This is a genomic window from Kocuria sp. KKT182 (assembly GCF_055635395.1).
The window spans coordinates 3495765-3511820 of sequence record NZ_CM145757.1; the positions used below are offsets into that span (position 1 = coordinate 3495765).

A 16056-nucleotide genomic window follows, 5' to 3' on the forward strand; every position below is an offset into this window, starting at 1 on the left:
CGGCGCTTGAGCCCCGAGGTGTACCGGCGCCGCCGGCTCGTGGCGGCCCTCGCGGCGGGCGTGCTGCTGGTGCTCGTGGCGGTGGGACTGGTCTCCGCGGTCGCGGGCATGCTCGGCTCCGGGGAGACGGAGGACGTCCCGGCGCCGGAGGCCGCCACCGCCTCGGCCGCCGCGGCCTCGGAGGAGCCCTTCGCGGACTTCACTCCGCGGCCGGACGAGAGCGCGTCGGCGTCCGGGTCCGCGTCCGGGTCCGCGTCCGGGTCCGCGTCCGCGCCCGCCACGGAGGGGCCGGTCGAGGAGTGCGGCCCCGACCTCGCCGTGCGGGCGTCGACGGACCGGGAGAGCTACCCGGAGGACGTCGAGCCGGTCCTCGAGCTGACCCTGGAGAACACCGGGGAGGACCCCTGCCGCGTCAACGCGGGCACGTCCCAGATGGTCTACGAGGTGACCTCGGGGGCGGACACCGTCTTCGACAGCAGGCACTGCCAGGCCGGCTCCGAGGACGCGGAGGTGACGGTCGAGCCCGGACAGGAGAAGGTTGCCCGGCTGACGTGGAACCGCCTGCGCACCGCCGAGGGCTGCGCGGAGGCGGGGGGCGAGGCCCAGGCCGGGTACTACCGTCTCGTGACGTCCCTCGGGGAGCGCACCGCGGAGCCGGTGCCGTTCGTCCTGGAGTGAGCGCGCCGCGCGCGGCTCACATGAAGCGTTCGAGCAGGCTGGTCTCGGCCATCCGGGAGAGGGACTCGCGCACCGTGCGGGCCCGCTGCTCGCCGATGCCCTCGACCGCCTTGAGGTCCTCCAGGTTGGCGGCCATCAGGGACTGCAGGCCGTCGAACTGGCGCACCAGCCGGTTGGCGACCGCCCGGGGCATCGACTTGATGCCCTCCAGCAGCCGGTAGCCGTGCGGGTGCAGGTCCGTCTCGAGGCTGCCCTGCGGCTCGACGAGACCCACCGACACCGCGATCCGCTGCAGGTCGATGAGCTCCGTGGGCGTGAGCTCGGCGAGCCGCCCCAGCCCCTCCTCGATGCCCTCCACGGGGGTGCCGTCGGGCAGGTAGTCCCGCAGCACCACGTCCGGCCCCGGGCCGGTGCCCGCGGTGAGCTCCTCGAGCTGCAGCGCGATGAGCCGCCCGTCCACGCCGAGCTCGAGCACGTACCAGCCGATCTCGGAGGAGATCCGCCGGACCATCTCCATGCGCTGGAGGGTCAGGGCCACGTCCCGCACCGTCACGGACGCCTCGATCTCGAGCGAGGACAGGTTGCCGAGCACCTGCTCCATCCGGTGGCTGTAGTGCTCGAGGGTCTGCAGGGCCTGGTTTGCGCGGGCCATGATCGACTGGGAGCCCTCGATGGCGTACCTGGTCTCGCCCACGTAGATCGTGATGACGCTCATGGACTGGCTCACGGAGATCACCGGCACCCCGGTCTCCTTGGCGGTGCGCTCCGCGGAGCGGTGCCGGGTGCCGGACTCCGTGGTGCCGATCGAGGCGTCGGGGACGAGCTGCACCCCCGCCTTGAGGATGCGGGTGGCGTCCCGGTCGCAGATGATGGCGCCGTCCATCTTGGCCAGCTCCCGCAGCCTGGGCGCGGTGAAGTCGGTGTCGATGTCGAAGCCGCCGGAGCAGATGGCCTCGACGGAGCGGTCGAAGCCGAGCACGAGCAGCCCGCCCGTGCGCCCGCGCAGGATCCGCTCGAGACCGGTGCGCAGTTCCGTGCCGGGTGCGATGCGGGCCAGCGTCTTGCGCAGTGCGTTCTCAGGGGTCTTCGCCACGGTCACATCATACGGCCGCGGCGGTCTGCCGGTTCCGGGCGGGCGCGGCGGCGGACCGGGGGAAGAGCAGCTCCATGGCGTCGCTGATGGTGGTCACCTCCCGGACGGTGAACCCCGCCGGGACCGGGCCCGGGCCGGTGGGGCTCGCGGGCACGACCGCGTGGGTGAAGCCCAGCCGGGCGACCTCCTGGATGCGGCGCCCGATGCCCGGGACGGGCCGCACCTCGCCCGCCAGGCCCACCTCCCCGAAGCACACCAGGCGCTGCGGCAGGGGCCGGTCCTGCGCGGCCGAGGCCAGCGCCATGGCCACGGCGAGGTCGGTGGAGGGCTCCGTGAGCCTCACCCCGCCGACCGTGGAGACGTAGCAGTCCAGCCCGGCCAGGTTCACCCCGGCCCGCCGCTGCAGGACGGCGAGCAGCATGGCGACCCGCTGGGAGTCCAGGCCGGCGGTGGCCCGCCGGGGCTGGGCGGTGGAGGAGCGGTCCAGCAGCGCCTGCACCTCGGCCAGCAGGGGCCGCCGGCCCTCCAGGGTCACCGTGAGGCACGTGCCGGAGACGGGCAGGGCCGTGCGGGAGACGAACAGGCCCGAGGGGTCCTCCACGCTCGTGATCCCGGTCTCGGTGAGGTCGAAGCAGCCGACCTCGTCCGTGGGGCCGTAGCGGTTCTTCACCGCCCGCAGCAGCCGGATCCGGGAGTGCTTCTCGCCCTCGAACTGGCACACCACGTCCACCAGGTGCTCGAGCAGCCGCGGCCCGGCGATGGAGCCGTCCTTGGTCACGTGGCCCACGAGCAGCGTGGTCATGTTCCGCTTCTTGGCCGCGGCGATCAGGGAGGCGGCGACCTCCCGGACCTGCGTCACCCCGCCCGCGGAGCCCTCGACCTCGGCGCTGGCCAGCGTCTGCACGGAGTCGACCACGAGCAGGCGGGGGGAGATCTTCTCGATGTGGCCCAGCGCCGTGGCCAGGTCCGTCTCGGCGGTGAGGTACAGGGTGGGCGCCACGGCGTCGATCCGGTCCGCGCGCAGCTTCACCTGCGCCGCGGACTCCTCGCCGGTGACGTAGAGGACGTCGCGGGTGCCCTCGCCCGCGCCCTCCGCGAAGCGGGCGGCGACGTCGAGCAGCAGCGTCGACTTCCCGACCCCGGGCTCGCCCGCCATCAGCACGACCGCACCGGGGACCAGTCCGCCGCCGAGGACCCGGTCCAGCTCGGGCACCCCGGTGGGCGCGGAGGCCGCCACCGTGGCGTCCACCTGGGCGATGGGACGGGCGGGCTCGGCGATCGACCGGGCAGCCGTGGTGCGGGCCTTGTGCTCGCCGATCTCCTCGACCGTGCCCCACGCCTGGCACTCCCCGCAGCGGCCCACCCACTTGGCGGTGCTCCAGCCGCACTCGGTGCAGCGGTAGGCGGGGGAGTTGCGGCGGGTGCGGGTGCTCATGGCGTCCAGGCTAGCCGCCGCCTCGGACGGCCGAAGCGCCGCGGCCGGCTCAGCGCAGGTCGAGGAAGGCGCGCAGCTCCGCGAACGCCCCGGGCACCACGGAGTAGTGCGCCCACTTGCCCCGCTGCTCGCGGGTGAGCAGCCCGGCCTCGACGAGCTTCTTCATGTGGTGGCTGACCGTGGGCTGGCTGATGCCGAGGTCGTCCGTGAGGCTGCAGACGCACACGGTGTCGCAGCCCTGGGCGGCCACGTGGGAGAGCAGGCGCAGCCGGGTGGGGTCGGCCAGGGCCTTGAGCAGGCCCGCCACGCGCCGGGCGTCGTCGTGACCCATGGGCCCGCCCGAGAGCGAGCAGCACTCCGTGGCCGGCGCGCCGGGGGCGCACCGGTCGGCGGTCCCGGCGTCGGCCGTGCTGTCGAGGTCCGGAGCGGGAGTCATCCCCCCATCCTACATTGACGGGCGTCGATGTGACCCGTACTGTGCGGGATAGATGCCCGTCGATGTGAAGAGGTTCGCCCGCCCATGAGCACCACCACCGCCTCCGCTGCCTCCCACGGGGTGATGAAGGACCTGTCCTTCCTCGACCGCTGGCTGCCCGCCTGGATCATCGCGGCCATGGTCGCCGGCCTGCTGCTCGGTCGCTTCGTCCCGGGCTTGAACACCGCCCTGGAGGCCGTGCGGATCGGCGAGGTGTCGCTGCCCATCGCGATCGGGCTGCTGGTGATGATGTACCCGGTGCTGGCCAAGGTCCGCTACGACGAGACCCACCGCGTGGCCGGCGACAAGCGCCTGATGGGGGCGTCCCTGGTGCTGAACTGGATCGTCGGGCCGGCGCTGATGTTCGCCCTGGCCTGGATCTTCCTGCCCGACCTGCCCGAGTACCGTACGGGGCTGATCATCGTGGGCCTGGCCCGCTGCATCGCGATGGTGCTGATCTGGAACGACCTCGCCTGCGGGGACCGGGAGGCCGCCGCCGTGCTGGTGGCGGTCAACTCCGTGTTCCAGGTCATCGCCTTCGGCGCCCTGGGCTGGTTCTACCTCCAGGTCCTCCCGGCCTGGCTGGGCCTGCCCACCACCTCGGCCGAGTTCTCGGTGTGGTCGATCGTGCTGAGCGTCCTGGTGTTCCTCGGGATCCCGCTGGTCGCCGGGTTCCTCACCCGCACCCTGGGCGAGAAGGCCAGGGGCCGGGAGTGGTACGAGACCACGTTCCTGCCCAAGCTCGGTCCCTGGGCCCTGTACGGGCTGCTGTTCACCATCGTGCTGCTCTTCGCCCTGCAGGGTGACGCCATCACCTCCAACCCCTGGGACGTGGCCCGGATCGCCCTGCCCCTGGTCGTCTACTTCTTCCTCATGTTCGGGGTGGCCCTGCTGGCCTCCCGGGCGCTGGGACTGAACTACGCGAAGTCCACCACCGTGGCGTTCACCGCCGCCGGCAACAACTTCGAGCTCGCCATCGCCGTGGCCATCGGCACCTTCGGAGTCACCTCCGGACAGGCCCTGGCGGGCGTGGTCGGCCCCCTCATCGAGGTGCCCGTGCTCGTCGCGCTGGTCTACGTGTCCCTGTGGGTGGGCCGGAAGCTCTTCCCCGGCGATGCCACCGTCCCCACCCGCTGACCCCCAGATCCAGGAGCAACCGTTGAGCGAGACCACCCAGCCCTCCGTCCTGTTCGTGTGCGCCAAGAACGGCGGCAAGTCCCAGATGGCCGCCGCCCTCATGGAACACCACGCCCGTGGGGCGGTAGAGGTCCACTCCGCCGGCACGAAGCCCGGCAGCAAGATCAACGCCCTGTCCGCCGAGGTGGTCGCCGAGGTCGGTGCGGACATGTCCTCCGGAACGCCGAAGCCCATCGACCCCGAGCTGCTGCGCCGGGTCGACCGGGTGGTCGTACTGGGCGATGAGGCGAGGGTCGAGCCGGTCGAGGGGATGACCGGAACGATCGAGACCTGGCACACCGACGAGCCCTCCGTCCTCGGCATCGAGGGCGCGGAGCGGATGCGCCTGGTCCGCGACGACATCGACACCCGGGTCCGGCGGCTGCTGGACGAGCTGACCGCGGAGCGCACGGACCGGCCCAGCGTCCTGTTCGTGTGCGTGCACAACGCCGGGCGCTCGCAGATGGCCGCCGCCTACCTCAGCCACCTCTCCCGGGGGCGCATCGAGGTGCGCTCGGCCGGCTCCGCGCCGGCGGACTCCGTGAACCCGGCCGCCGTGGCGGCGATGGCCGAGGAGGGCATCGAGATGAGCGCCGAGACCCCCAAGGTCCTCACCGACGAGGCCGTGCAGGACTCCGACGTGGTCATCACCATGGGCTGCGGGGACGCGTGCCCGTTCTACCCGGGCAAGCGGTACGAGGACTGGGCGCTGGCGGACCCGGCGGGGAAGGGCGTGGAGTCCGTGCGCCCCATCCGGGACGAGATCAGGGCCCGGATCCAGCAGCTGATCGCGGAGCTCCTGCCCGGCGAGACCGCCGGCTGAGGGGCCTCGGGGCCGGGACCGTCCCGGCTCAGGCGCGGTCCCAGCCCTCGAGCCGGGGGAGCTGGTCCCGCGCCTCGTCGTGCGTCATCCCGGCCGCCTCCAGCAGGTCCACGACCATCGGGCGCATGTCCAGCACCAGGGTCTCACCCTCCATGGTGCGCACCCCCATCTGCCCGGGGTGCAGGCGCCCGGCCACGTTCGCCAGCTCGTTGCGGGCCTGGCGAAGGTAGCTCTCCCGGGAGCCGGGGGAGGCCACCGCGAGCGCGTTGCCCAGGGTGACGACGGCGTCCGCGAGGTCCTCGAGGGCGGCGCTCATGGCGGCCACGGCCTCGTCGGAGAGCGTCACGTGGTTGAGCACGGAGGCGAGGCGGCGGGCGAGCACCCGGGCGTTGCGCACGGCGAGGTCCAGGTAGCGGATGGAGTGGGCGATCCCCTCGACCTCCGCGCGGCGGCCGCGGTAGAGCGGCGAGGCCGTGGCGATCTCGAGGGCCGACTTCAGTCCGGACGTCACCGAGTCCACCAGCGGCTGGGTCTGCCGGGCACGCACGAGGGCGTGCCAGGCGGCGGTGGCGTCGTAGTCCTCCATGGCCCGGCTCGCCTCCCGGAGCACCCCGGAGAACTCGTCGACGAGCGCCCGCAGGCCCTGGCGCGGCTGGCTCCGCGGGTCCGTGGGCACGAAGTAGGCCATGGCCAGGGCGCACAGCCCGCCCACGACCGCGTCCGTGGACCGCGCGAAGACCCCGTCCTGGGACGGCGGCAGCAGGACCACGAGCACCGACTGCAGCCCCATCTGGGTGGTGAACAGCGTGCCGTTGTCCAGGAAGCGGGCGAGCAGGATCGAGGTCATCAGGACCACGCCGGCCTGCCAGACGCCCGTGCCCAGGACGTGGATCAGCGTGTCCCCCACGGCGATGCCGAGGGTGCAGCCGATCGAGACCTCGAGGACCCGCCGGTAGCGCAGCCCGTCCTTCGCGAAGCCCAGGGCCACCAGGGCCGCGGTGGCCGCGAAGATGGGCCCGGAGTGGCCCAGCAGCTGCTCCGCGATCACGTAGGCGCCGACGCTGGCGACCGTGATCTGGAAGCTCTGGAGCAGCCCCGTCCGGACCCGCGTCACACCGATCCGGGTGCGGCTGCGCACCGCGCGGGCCGCGGCTCGCGCACGGTTGCCTGGCTGCATGGGGCCATCCTAGGCGAGCAGCACGGGACCGCCGGTGCGGGGGGCCGGAGCCCCCGCGCCGGGCCGGGATCGGGTGGGCGCGGTGTGAGATGTGCAACGACGGCACGGCTGCGGGGGGCGGTGTTCACCCTCCGTTCACCTTCACGGGCCAATCTGGCCACCTGCGCTCCCTAGCGTCTCTCGGTGAGAGGTCCGCGGCCCGCCCGCAGATCCACCTCTCGCACCGGCCCGGAACTCTGTCGGCGCCACATCGAACGACGGCCCCTCGACGGGGCACCACTGTGATCTGAAGGGGCTACTCAAGTGAAGGTTTCCCACCTCGGCCGTTCCGCAGCCGTTCTCGCCATCGGCTCGCTCGCGCTCACCGCGTGCGGTTCGGACAACGCCACGGGCGAAGGCTCCGGCTCCACCGAGACCTCGGCCGCCGGCGCCGGCGTCTCCGGCACGCTGACGGGTATCGGCGCGTCCTCGCAGCAGGCCGCCATGACCGCGTGGCAGAACGGCTTCCAGGAGGCCAACCCCGAGGCCACGGTGCAGTACTCCCCGGACGGCTCGGGTGCCGGCCGCGAGGCCTTCATCGCCGGCGGGGCGGACTTCGCGGGCTCCGACGCCTACCTCGACGACGAGGAGTACGAGGCGTCGAAGGAGGTCTGCGGCCCCGACGGCGGCTTCCACGTCCCGGCCTACATCTCCCCGATCGCGGTGGCCTTCAACCTGCCCGGCGTCGACACCGTGAACATGGACGGCGAGACCATCGCCCAGGTCTTCACCGGCGAGATCACCGAGTGGAACGACCCCGCGATCGCCGAGCAGAACCCCGACGCGGAGCTGCCGGAGACCCCGATCACCGTGGTGCACCGCAACGACGAGTCCGGCACCACCGAGAACTTCCAGGAGTACCTGGCCGCGGCCGCCCCCGGGGTGTGGACCGAGGAGGTCTCCGGCAACTGGCCGTCCCAGTGGGCCGCGGAGAACAACAAGGGCACCGCCGGCGTGGTCCAGTCCGCCGGCGCCACCGAGGGCGCCATCACCTACGCGGACGCCTCCGCCGTGGGCGACCTCGGCACCGTGGCCGTGGGCGTCGGCGAGGAGTATGTGAACTACTCCCCGGAGGCCGCCTCCGCCGCCGTCGAGAACTCCTCCCCGGTCGAGGGCCGCGCCGAGTACGACATGGCGATGGACCTGGAGCGCGACACCACCGAGTCCGGGACCTACCCGATCGTGCTCGTGTCCTACGAGATCTTCTGCCCGCAGTACGATTCCCAGGAGACCGCTGACCTCGCGAAGGCGTTCGGCGAGTACGTCATCAGCGAGGAGGGGCAGCAGGCGGCGTCCGAGGCCGCCGGTTCCGCTCCCATGTCCGAGAGCCTGCGCACCGCCGCGCAGGAGGCGATCGACCAGATCACGGTCGCCGGCTGATCCAGTTCTGCTGGTCCCGTTCGGTGCGGGCCCGGGCCCTTCCGCCCGTGCCCGCGCCGAACGGGACATTCGTGTGTGAGGCGCCTTCCCCGTGAGGCGCGTCACCGGACCCACGCGCCGGGGCACCACCCCGTCCCGGCGCCATCCGTGTCAGGCAATCGAAGGGGCACCCGACATGTCCACCACCGTCACCACCAGGAAGACCGCCGCCGGCGGCAAGGCGGGCGACTCGATCTTCTCCGGGCTCAGCCTCGGGGCCGGCGTGCTGATCCTCGCCGTCCTGGCGGCCGTGGCGCTGTTCCTGTTCCTGCAGGCGCTGCCCACCTTCCAGGCCCCGGCCGAGGAGATCTCCGGCGGGGCCGGCTTCTGGTCCTACATCTGGCCGATGGTCATCGGCACGGTGATCGCGGCCGTGATCGCCCTGGTGATCGCCACCCCGATCGGCGTGCTGGTGGCCCTGTACATCTCGCACTACGCGCCGGCACGGATCGCCAAGCCCGTGGGGTACGTCATCGACCTGCTGGCGGCGATCCCGTCGGTGATCTACGGAGCCTGGGGCACCACGGTCCTGGCCTCCTCGGTGGTGCCCTTCTACGACTGGCTCTCGACCAACCTCGGGTTCGTCCCGATCTTCGGCGGCCCCGCCTCCCAGACCGGCAAGACCATGCTCACGGCCGGGATCGTGCTGGCCATCATGATCCTGCCGATCATCACGGCGATGTCCCGGGAGCTGTTCGTGCAGACCCCGAAGCTCCACGAGGAGGCGGCGCTGGCCCTCGGCGCCACCCGGTGGGAGATGATCCGGATGACGGTGCTGCCCTTCGCCCGCCCCGGCATCATCTCCGCGGTGATGCTCGCCCTGGGGCGCGCGCTGGGTGAGACCATGGCGGTGGCCCTGGTGCTCTCGAGCGGACCGCTCACCGCGTCCCTCGTTCAGTCCGGCAACCAGACCATCGCGGCGGAGATCGCCCTCAACTTCCCGGAGGCCTACGGCCTGCGGCTGTCCGAGCTCATCGCCGCCGGACTGATCCTCTTCGTGATCACCCTGGTCGTGAACATGATCGCCCGCGCCATCGTCGCCCGCTACAAGGAATTCTCGGGAGCCAACTGATGTCCTCCACCGCCTTCCGCAGTCCCACGCCCGTGCGCCCGTCCTCGCCCCGCCGGTCGATGCTCACCCGCAACCAGAAGCCGAAGTGGCTGGTGCCCGTGATCGGTGCCGGCGCCGTGGTGGTGGGCGCCGCCCTCGCGGCGCTCCTGGGCTTCTCCACGGCCCTCTGGGCCGTCCTCGCCGCCGCGGTCTTCCTGGTCGCCGCGCCGATCGTCGTCTCGATGATCGAGGGCGGGCGCAAGGGCGCGGACTCCCTGATGACCTACCTCGTCTACACGGCCTTCGTCCTCGCGGTGATCCCGCTGATCTCCGTGATCTGGACGGTGCTCGCCAACGGGCTCCCCGGGCTGACCTCCAACCTGCTGCTGACGTCCATGAACGGTGTCACCGGCGCCACGGACAACGCCGCGGCCGCCGGGGACGGCCCGGTGCTGGGCGGTGCGTACCACGCGATCGTGGGCACCGTGTCCATCACCTTCTGGGCCACCCTGCTGTCGGTCCCGATCGGCCTGCTGACGGCCATCTACCTCGTGGAGTACTCGCGGGGCGGCTGGCTGGGGCGGGGCATCACGTTCTTCGTGGACGTCATGACGGGCATCCCCTCCATCGTGGCCGGCCTGTTCGCCGCGGCCCTCTTCGGCCTCCTGTTCGGCCCGTCCACCCGCTTCGGCTTCGTCGCGGCGGTCGCGCTGACCGTGCTGATGATCCCCACGGTCGTGAAGAACACCGAGGAGATGCTGAAGATCGTCCCCAACGAGCTCCGCGAGGCCGCCTACGCCCTGGGCGTGCGCAAGTGGCGGACGATCCTCAAGGTGGTCATCCCCACGGCGATCTCCGGGATCGCCTCCGGCGTGACCCTGGCGATCGCCCGGGTCATCGGGGAGACCGCTCCGCTGCTCGTCACCGCCGGCTTCGCGACCGCCATCAACTGGAACTCGTTCTCCGGGTGGATGACCACGCTGCCCACGTTCATCTACTACCAGATCATGACGCCCACGTCCCCGACGAGCCCGGACCCCTCGCAGCAGCGGGCGTGGGCCGCGGCGCTGCTGCTGATCCTGATCGTGATGCTGCTCAACCTCGTCGCCCGACTGGTCGCGAGGGCGTTCGCCCCCAAGGTCGCCGGCCGCTGACGCGCCCCGCACCCCGATCCCGCACGCACCCCTGCGAGAAAGAAGCAAGGAACACACATGTCCAAGCGAATCGACGTCGACCACCTCAATGTCTACTACGGCGACTTCCTGGCCGTCGAGGACGTCGGCATGGGGATCGACGCCCGGTCGGTGACCGCGTTCATCGGCCCGTCCGGCTGCGGCAAGTCGACCTTCCTGCGCACCCTCAACCGCATGCACGAGGTCATTCCCGGCGCCCGCGCCGAGGGCCAGGTGCTCCTCGACGGGGAGGACCTCTACGGCCCCGGCGTGGACCCCGTGGTGGTGCGCTCCATGATCGGGATGGTCTTCCAGCGCCCCAACCCGTTCCCCACCATGTCCATCCGCGACAACGTGCTCGCGGGCGTGAAGCTCAACAGCAAGCGGATCTCGCGCGGTGACGCCGACGCGCTCGTGGAGAGCTCCCTGCAGGGCGCCAACCTGTGGAACGAGGTCAAGGACCGCCTCGACAAGCCCGGCTCGAGCCTCTCCGGCGGCCAGCAGCAGCGCCTGTGCATCGCCCGGGCGATCGCGGTCAAGCCGGACGTGATCCTCATGGACGAGCCGGCCTCCGCCCTGGACCCGATCTCCACGCTCGCGATCGAGGACCTGATCAACGAGCTCAAGCAGGACTACACCGTGGTGATCGTGACCCACAACATGCAGCAGGCCGCGCGGATCTCGGACCGGACCGCGTTCTTCAACATCCAGGGCACCGGCAAGCCGGGCAAGCTCATCGAGTACGGCCCCACCTCCGAGATCTTCAGCAACCCCCGGGAGAAGCAGACGGAGGACTACGTCTCCGGCCGCTTCGGCTGAGCCGCCCCGGCACCGACGACGACGGGCGCCGGTCACCTCCGCGGAGGCGACCGGCGCCCGTCGTCGTCGGTGCGTCCGCCCCGGCAGGCAATGCTCCGGGGCCGGCGGCCCGGGGCCCGCGGCGGCGCCGCCGCGGCGTCTAGAGCAGCGGTGAGAGGGCGAGCAGGAGCGTCCCGGAGAGCACGCCGCAGGCCGGGACGGTGAGGACCCACACCAGCAGGACCCGCCGCACCACCCGGACGTTGACCGTGTGGAAGCGCTGCTGCCGTCCCGCGCCCAGGATCGCGGCGGCCGTGGTCTGGGACGTGGACATCGGCACGGGGATCAGCGTCCCGCCCAGGAACAGCAGGGACCCGGCCACGCCCTGGGCCACCGCGCCGCGGAACGGGTCGATCGTGATCATCCGGGAGGACAGGGTGTAGGCGATCCGCCAGGCCCCGAACAGGGTGCCCACGGCCAGTCCGGTCGCCACGAGCAGGAACAGCCAGGGGCCGGCCCCGCCCGCCAGCGGGTCCTGGAGGCCGGCGCACAGCAGCAGCGTGGCGAGGACCCAGACGGCTCGGCGGCCGTGGTGGATGCCGTGCCCGAAGGAGACGGCCGCCGCCCCGATGGCCAGGACGAGCCGGGAGCGGAACGTGGTGGCGTCCGGCTCCGAGTGCCGCAGCAGGTGCAGCAGGGGGACCACGAGCACCCAGGCCGCGGCGTAGGCGACCAGCGGCGCCAGCACCAGGGGCACGACGACCTGGTAGAAGGCCGTGGCCGTGAGCGGGTCCACCGCCGGGAGCCCCACGGCGCGGGCGCCCAGCAGGGCGCCGAGCAGCCCGCCGGCCAGTGCCGTGGTCGAGGAGCTGGGCATGCCCCACCGCCACGTGAGCAGGTTCCAGCCGATCGTGGTCACCAGGGCGCAGACGATCGTCGCGGAGCCCACCACGCTGTGCGGCACGGGGACGCCCGTGATGACCCAGTCCGCGAGCAGGTACGCGGCGGCCCACACGCCGGCGACGTTGACGAGGGCGGTGAACACCAGGCCCACCCGGGGCGTGAGCGCGCGGAAGCGCACCGGCAGGGCGAGGGCGTTGGGGGCGTCGTGGAAACCGTTGACGACGGTGTGGGTCACGGCCAGGGCGATCCCGAGGACGGTCAGGGCCGTCAGCACGGGCTCAGGACTCCGCCACGACGATGCGGCCCACCTCGGTCGAGACCCGCACCAGGGCCCGGGCGGCCCCGGCGAAGCGCCGGACGGCGCGCTCGCGCCGCATCGCGGGGATCGCCTTGTGGTTCTCGAGCAGGTGGCCCATGTGCAGCTGGTAGATGCGCTCGGACTGCTTGCCCAGCCGGAGCATCTCGTACCAGTAGTCGTCCAGGCCCTGGAGGCTGCCGAGGTCGCGCATCGCCCGGGTGGTCAGCTCGGACATCCGCTCGATCACCCCGAGCTGGTCCGTGGCGTAGGAGGGCGGCCGGCTGAGGGCGTAGGCGACGTGCGCCTCCGCGACCGCCAGCAGCTCCTCCGCGGCCTTGTTGAGCCAGTGGCCCAGGATGTAGACGTCCTGCCGGGGGATGGGGATCACGAACGTGGAGCGCACCGTGGTCATCACGGAGAAGTACAGGTCGGTGGAGCGGGCCTCGCACTCGCGGATCGCGTCGAGGGTCGCGGTGTCCGTCTCGGGGGAGCCCATCAGCTCGGACAGGAGCCGCACGGTCTCCGTCACCTGTCCCGACATGTCGGCCAGCAGGTCCAGGACCAGCTCGTCCTCCGGGAAGATGCGAAGCGCCATGTGTTGACCGTCCTGGGCGTCGTGACCTGCGCCGCGGAGCACGGCGGATCCCACTGTACATGGGGCCGCCGGGCGGCCCGGGGGCGGCCCGTGGTCCCGGAAGGAGGAGGGGGCGGTGCCGGACCGGGAGCGCCTCTCGGCGGAAGGCCGCTCGTGGCGGCTATGTGATGGAGCCCGGGGCTGCCGCGGCCCGGCACCTGGGTTCCATGGTAGTCGACGTGCTCGTGGGGCCAAGTCCTGCGGCTGTGGGCTCCCGCACGGCGGGACCTCCGCACGCCCGGACGGCGGGGCTCAGTCGAGGTGGCCGCGGCGCCACTGGTGCGCCGCGGCCTCGAGCTCCTCCGCGGTCCGCTCGAGCCGCTGGGTGAGGGCCACGGTGCTCGGCGCCCGGGCCGCGTCCGGGTCCACGACCGGCATCTGCCCGGTGTCCGCCAGCCGGATCCGGCCGAGGGCGATCACGCGGCAGAAGGCCGCGAACCGGTCCAGGGCGACGTCGAACTCCCCGTTGAACGCGCCGGAGAGGATCGCGTCCGCCATCGAGGTGATCTCGTCCGCCCCGGGGGGCTCCGCGACGCCGGCCACCACGTGCGAGACCTGCGCGGTGCCCCGTCCCGCCGTGAAGTAGCGGCCCATCCGCACCGGGTCCTTGCGCACCCCCGCCCGCAGGGCGTAGAGCCGCCAGAGGGCCCCGGGCAGGGACACCGCCGGGGCCTCGGCCCACATCTCGGCGATCCCCTCCAGGCCCTGCTCGTCGGTCAGCTCGATGAGCCGCCGGCTGATCTCGGGATCGTCGCTGGCGCGCCCGCGGGAGACCAGGGCGTGGGCGGCGAGGTGGGCCGCCTCGGACACGCGGGCCGGGTCGGGGCCGCCCTCGTGCGCTTCGAACTGCTCCGGGGAGAACTTCACCGGCTTGTGGTGGCGGGGCGCGTCGCTCATGCGTCCAGCGTACGGCCGTGGCCCGCGGCGGGCCACGGAGCGCTCACCAGTCGCTGGTCGAGGCGTGCACCGCCGCGTCCCGCCACTGCTGGTCGGTCTGCTCGAAGCCGTCCCGGGCCAGCGCCTTCCACAGCCGCAGCCCCAGGGCGGGCTCCTCCTGCTCGAGCTCCGCGAGCGCCTGCGGGAGCAGCACCCGCGCGGTGACGTCGGTGACGGCGCTCAGGGTCGCGTGCTGCTTGTTCCCGGTGCCGAGGGCCAGCTCCCCGAAGCTCATCCCCGGGCCGAGGACCTGCAGCTCGATCCGCTCGCCGGTGGGCGTGCGCAGGGACATCGACACGCTGCCGCTGACGATGAGGTGGATGCCGGCGAAGTTCTGCCCCGTGCGCAGGATGTTCTCCCCGGCCGCCCACGTCCGCTCGACGGTCCGGGCGCGGAGGTCCCGGGCGTCCTCGGGGTCCAGCCGGGAGAACAGCTCGGACTCCACGGGCTTCACCCGGGACGGGGTGCACTCCGGGCCGCCGTGCTCCTCGAGCAGCCGGTCCTCGACCCACTTGATGGCCGCGGCCCGGCTGGGGAACACCTCGAGCGGCGGTTCGCCCCCGAAGGAGCCGGCGAAGCCCGGGTCCGTGGCCACCGCCACCACGGTGCGGCCCGCCGCCTGCAGCTCGGCCCGGGTCTTGGCCAGGAGCGGCATCGCGTACTCCGCGATCACGTCCACCCGGCGCATGTCCACCACCACGTACGAGGCCTCGTAGGCGACGTCGCGGACGGTGCGGATCGCGGTTTCCGTGCCCGTGAACAGCAGGTCGCCCTGGAGCTCCACGACGACGGCGTCCTTGCCGTGGTCGGCCAGCACCGCCTCGGCCTCGGCGTTGCGGCGGACCAGGGAGGGGGACTGGTCGATCGGGTAGCTGGCGCGCACCGTGGAGCGGGCCACGCGGGCGGTGTGGGTGAAGTGCAGGTCGAGGTCCTGGGAGAGCCGCTCGCAGGCGAGCACCCCGCGCACGCTGTTGCCGTGCCGGTCCAGCGCAGGGGAGAAGGTCGCCACGGCCAGCTCCCCGGGCAGGACGGCGATGATGCCGCCGCCCACCCCTGACTTCGCGGGCAGGCCCACCCGGACCATCCACTCGCCGGCGTCGTCGTACATGCCGCAGGAGCTCATCACGGACAGCACCCGGGAGACCGTGTCGACGTCGAAGACCTCGTCCCCGGTCAGCGGGTTGGTGCCGCCGTTGGCGAGGGTCGCGCCCATCAGGGCGAGGTCGCGGCACGTGATCAGCACCGAGCACTGGGCGAAGTAGTCCTCGAGGGCCTGGGTCGGGTCCCCCTCGATGATCCCGGCGGAGGCCAGGAGGTAGCCGAGGGCGCGGTTGCGGTCCCCGGCGGCGTGCTCCTGGGCGAGGACCTCGGGACTGATCGCCAGGTCCCGGCCCGCGCACCGCGAGTAGGCCTCGCGGATCCGGTCCCGGCGCAGGTCGCGGTCGCTGTCGGGGACGAGCCACGTGGAGGCGATCGCACCGGCGTTGATCATCGGGTTGGCGGGGCGCCCCGTGCCGGGCTGGAGGGAGATCTCGTTGTAGGCGTCCCCGCTCGGCTCCACGTCCATCTTCGCGTGCACCGCCTCCGCCCCGAGGTCGGACACGGCGAGCGCGTAGGTGAACGCCTTGGAGATCGACTGGATGCTGAACTCGTCCCGGGTGCTGCCGGCCTCGTACACGTGGCCGTCCGCGGTGGCGATGACGACGCCGAAGCGCTCGGTGTCGGCCTGTGCCAGGGCGGGGATGGAGGAGCTGGGCTCGCCGCCGCGGACGTCCCGCAGCTGCTCCACCACCTGCTCGAGGTACTCGGTGACGGCCGACGGACCGAAGAGCTCCGTCTCCGTGCGTGCTTCTTCCTCGGTGCTCGGGTGCGGCACGGTCGGTCCTCCGGTCGAATCGGCATGGGTGGCACGGGACTGCCCACCACTCTAGGCGTCCGGCTCCCGGGGG

The 16056-nt window shown here is 72.5% G+C and carries 15 protein-coding genes and 1 pseudogene; 8 read left to right on the plus strand and 8 right to left on the minus strand.

Translation table 11 applies throughout. From position 1 onward, the window contains the following. Nucleotides 1–6: 6 nt before the first annotated feature. A complete protein-coding gene (locus ACZ2G1_RS16300; RefSeq protein WP_470377158.1) occupies nt 7–678 on the plus strand; it encodes a hypothetical protein in 672 nt (223 codons plus the stop codon). Nucleotides 679–694: 16 nt separating this feature from the next. Here ACZ2G1_RS16300 and disA read toward each other — a convergent pair whose 3' ends face one another. The 3 genes from disA to ACZ2G1_RS16315 are packed head-to-tail and all read right to left on the minus strand — an operon-like array spanning nt 695 to nt 3642. Further along, complete coding sequence (gene disA, locus ACZ2G1_RS16305) at nt 695–1771, minus strand: DNA integrity scanning diadenylate cyclase DisA (protein ID WP_470377159.1); 1077 nt, start codon at nt 1769–1771, stop codon at nt 695–697. Between the two features lie 7 nt (nt 1772–1778). Further along, the gene (gene radA, locus ACZ2G1_RS16310) at nt 1779–3206 is read right to left on the minus strand and encodes a DNA repair protein RadA (protein WP_035926054.1); all 1428 of its coding nucleotides are present in this window, start codon (nt 3204–3206) and stop codon (nt 1779–1781) included. A 49-nt stretch (nt 3207–3255) separates the two neighbouring features. After that, entirely contained in the window at nt 3256–3642 is a 387-nt protein-coding gene (locus tag ACZ2G1_RS16315) for an ArsR/SmtB family transcription factor (RefSeq protein WP_017832018.1), read from the minus strand. A gap of 84 nt (nt 3643–3726) precedes the next feature. Between ACZ2G1_RS16315 and arsB the strand changes: the two genes are divergently transcribed. The 3 genes and pseudogenes from arsB to ACZ2G1_RS16330 all read left to right on the plus strand — a co-directional run bounded on the left by arsB (nt 3727) and on the right by ACZ2G1_RS16330 (nt 5680). Then, nucleotides 3727–4818, plus strand: a complete 1092-nt coding sequence (arsB, locus tag ACZ2G1_RS16320) for an ACR3 family arsenite efflux transporter (protein WP_095650877.1) — start codon at nt 3727–3729, stop codon at nt 4816–4818. Beyond that, nucleotides 4796–5233: pseudogene (locus tag ACZ2G1_RS16325) on the plus strand (arsenate-mycothiol transferase ArsC); the annotation flags it as partial. The gene arsB and the pseudogene ACZ2G1_RS16325, both read left to right, overlap by 23 nt. Nucleotides 5234–5251: 18 nt before the next feature. Beyond that, on the plus strand, nt 5252–5680 hold the full coding sequence (locus ACZ2G1_RS16330) for an arsenate reductase ArsC (RefSeq protein WP_255219573.1): 429 nt from the start codon (nt 5252–5254) through the stop codon (nt 5678–5680). 28 nt (nt 5681–5708) lie between these two features. Here the strand turns inward: ACZ2G1_RS16330 and ACZ2G1_RS16335 are convergent, their stop codons facing one another. Next, nucleotides 5709–6857 carry an aromatic acid exporter family protein gene (locus tag ACZ2G1_RS16335; protein ID WP_368796919.1) on the minus strand — a complete coding sequence of 383 codons (1149 nt, stop codon included), beginning with the start codon at nt 6855–6857 and terminating at the stop codon, nt 5709–5711. Nucleotides 6858–7160: 303 nt separating this feature from the next. Between ACZ2G1_RS16335 and pstS the strand changes: the two genes are divergently transcribed. The 4 genes from pstS (at nt 7161) to pstB (ending at nt 11357) form a co-directional block, all read left to right on the plus strand. Then, nucleotides 7161–8276, plus strand: coding sequence for a phosphate ABC transporter substrate-binding protein PstS (gene pstS, locus ACZ2G1_RS16340; protein WP_470377160.1), 1116 nt, complete (start codon nt 7161–7163; stop codon nt 8274–8276). Between the two features lie 175 nt (nt 8277–8451). Further along, nucleotides 8452–9387 carry a phosphate ABC transporter permease subunit PstC gene (pstC, locus tag ACZ2G1_RS16345; RefSeq protein ID WP_017832013.1) on the plus strand — a complete coding sequence of 312 codons (936 nt, stop codon included), beginning with the start codon at nt 8452–8454 and terminating at the stop codon, nt 9385–9387. Further along, nucleotides 9387–10520: a phosphate ABC transporter permease PstA gene (gene pstA, locus ACZ2G1_RS16350; protein WP_017832012.1), complete on the plus strand. Its 1134-nt coding sequence runs from the start codon at nt 9387–9389 to the stop codon at nt 10518–10520. The genes pstC and pstA overlap by 1 nt, the downstream gene beginning before the upstream one ends. Nucleotides 10521–10577: 57 nt before the next feature. After that, nucleotides 10578–11357 carry a phosphate ABC transporter ATP-binding protein PstB gene (gene pstB, locus ACZ2G1_RS16355; RefSeq protein ID WP_095650878.1) on the plus strand — a complete coding sequence of 260 codons (780 nt, stop codon included), beginning with the start codon at nt 10578–10580 and terminating at the stop codon, nt 11355–11357. A 139-nt stretch (nt 11358–11496) separates the two neighbouring features. On the opposite strand, the gene ACZ2G1_RS16360 is transcribed toward pstB, so the two are convergent. The 4 genes from ACZ2G1_RS16360 to glsA form a co-directional block, all read right to left on the minus strand. After that, a complete protein-coding gene (locus ACZ2G1_RS16360; protein ID WP_035926070.1) occupies nt 11497–12513 on the minus strand; it encodes an inorganic phosphate transporter in 1017 nt (338 codons plus the stop codon). 4 nt (nt 12514–12517) lie between these two features. Beyond that, entirely contained in the window at nt 12518–13132 is a 615-nt protein-coding gene (locus ACZ2G1_RS16365) for a DUF47 domain-containing protein (RefSeq protein WP_095650880.1), read from the minus strand. 291 nt (nt 13133–13423) lie between these two features. After that, nucleotides 13424–14068: a hypothetical protein gene (locus ACZ2G1_RS16370; RefSeq protein ID WP_017832008.1), complete on the minus strand. Its 645-nt coding sequence runs from the start codon at nt 14066–14068 to the stop codon at nt 13424–13426. Nucleotides 14069–14111: 43 nt separating this feature from the next. After that, nucleotides 14112–15983: a glutaminase A gene (gene glsA / locus ACZ2G1_RS16375; RefSeq protein WP_017832007.1), complete on the minus strand. Its 1872-nt coding sequence runs from the start codon at nt 15981–15983 to the stop codon at nt 14112–14114. Nucleotides 15984–16056 lie beyond the last annotated feature (73 nt).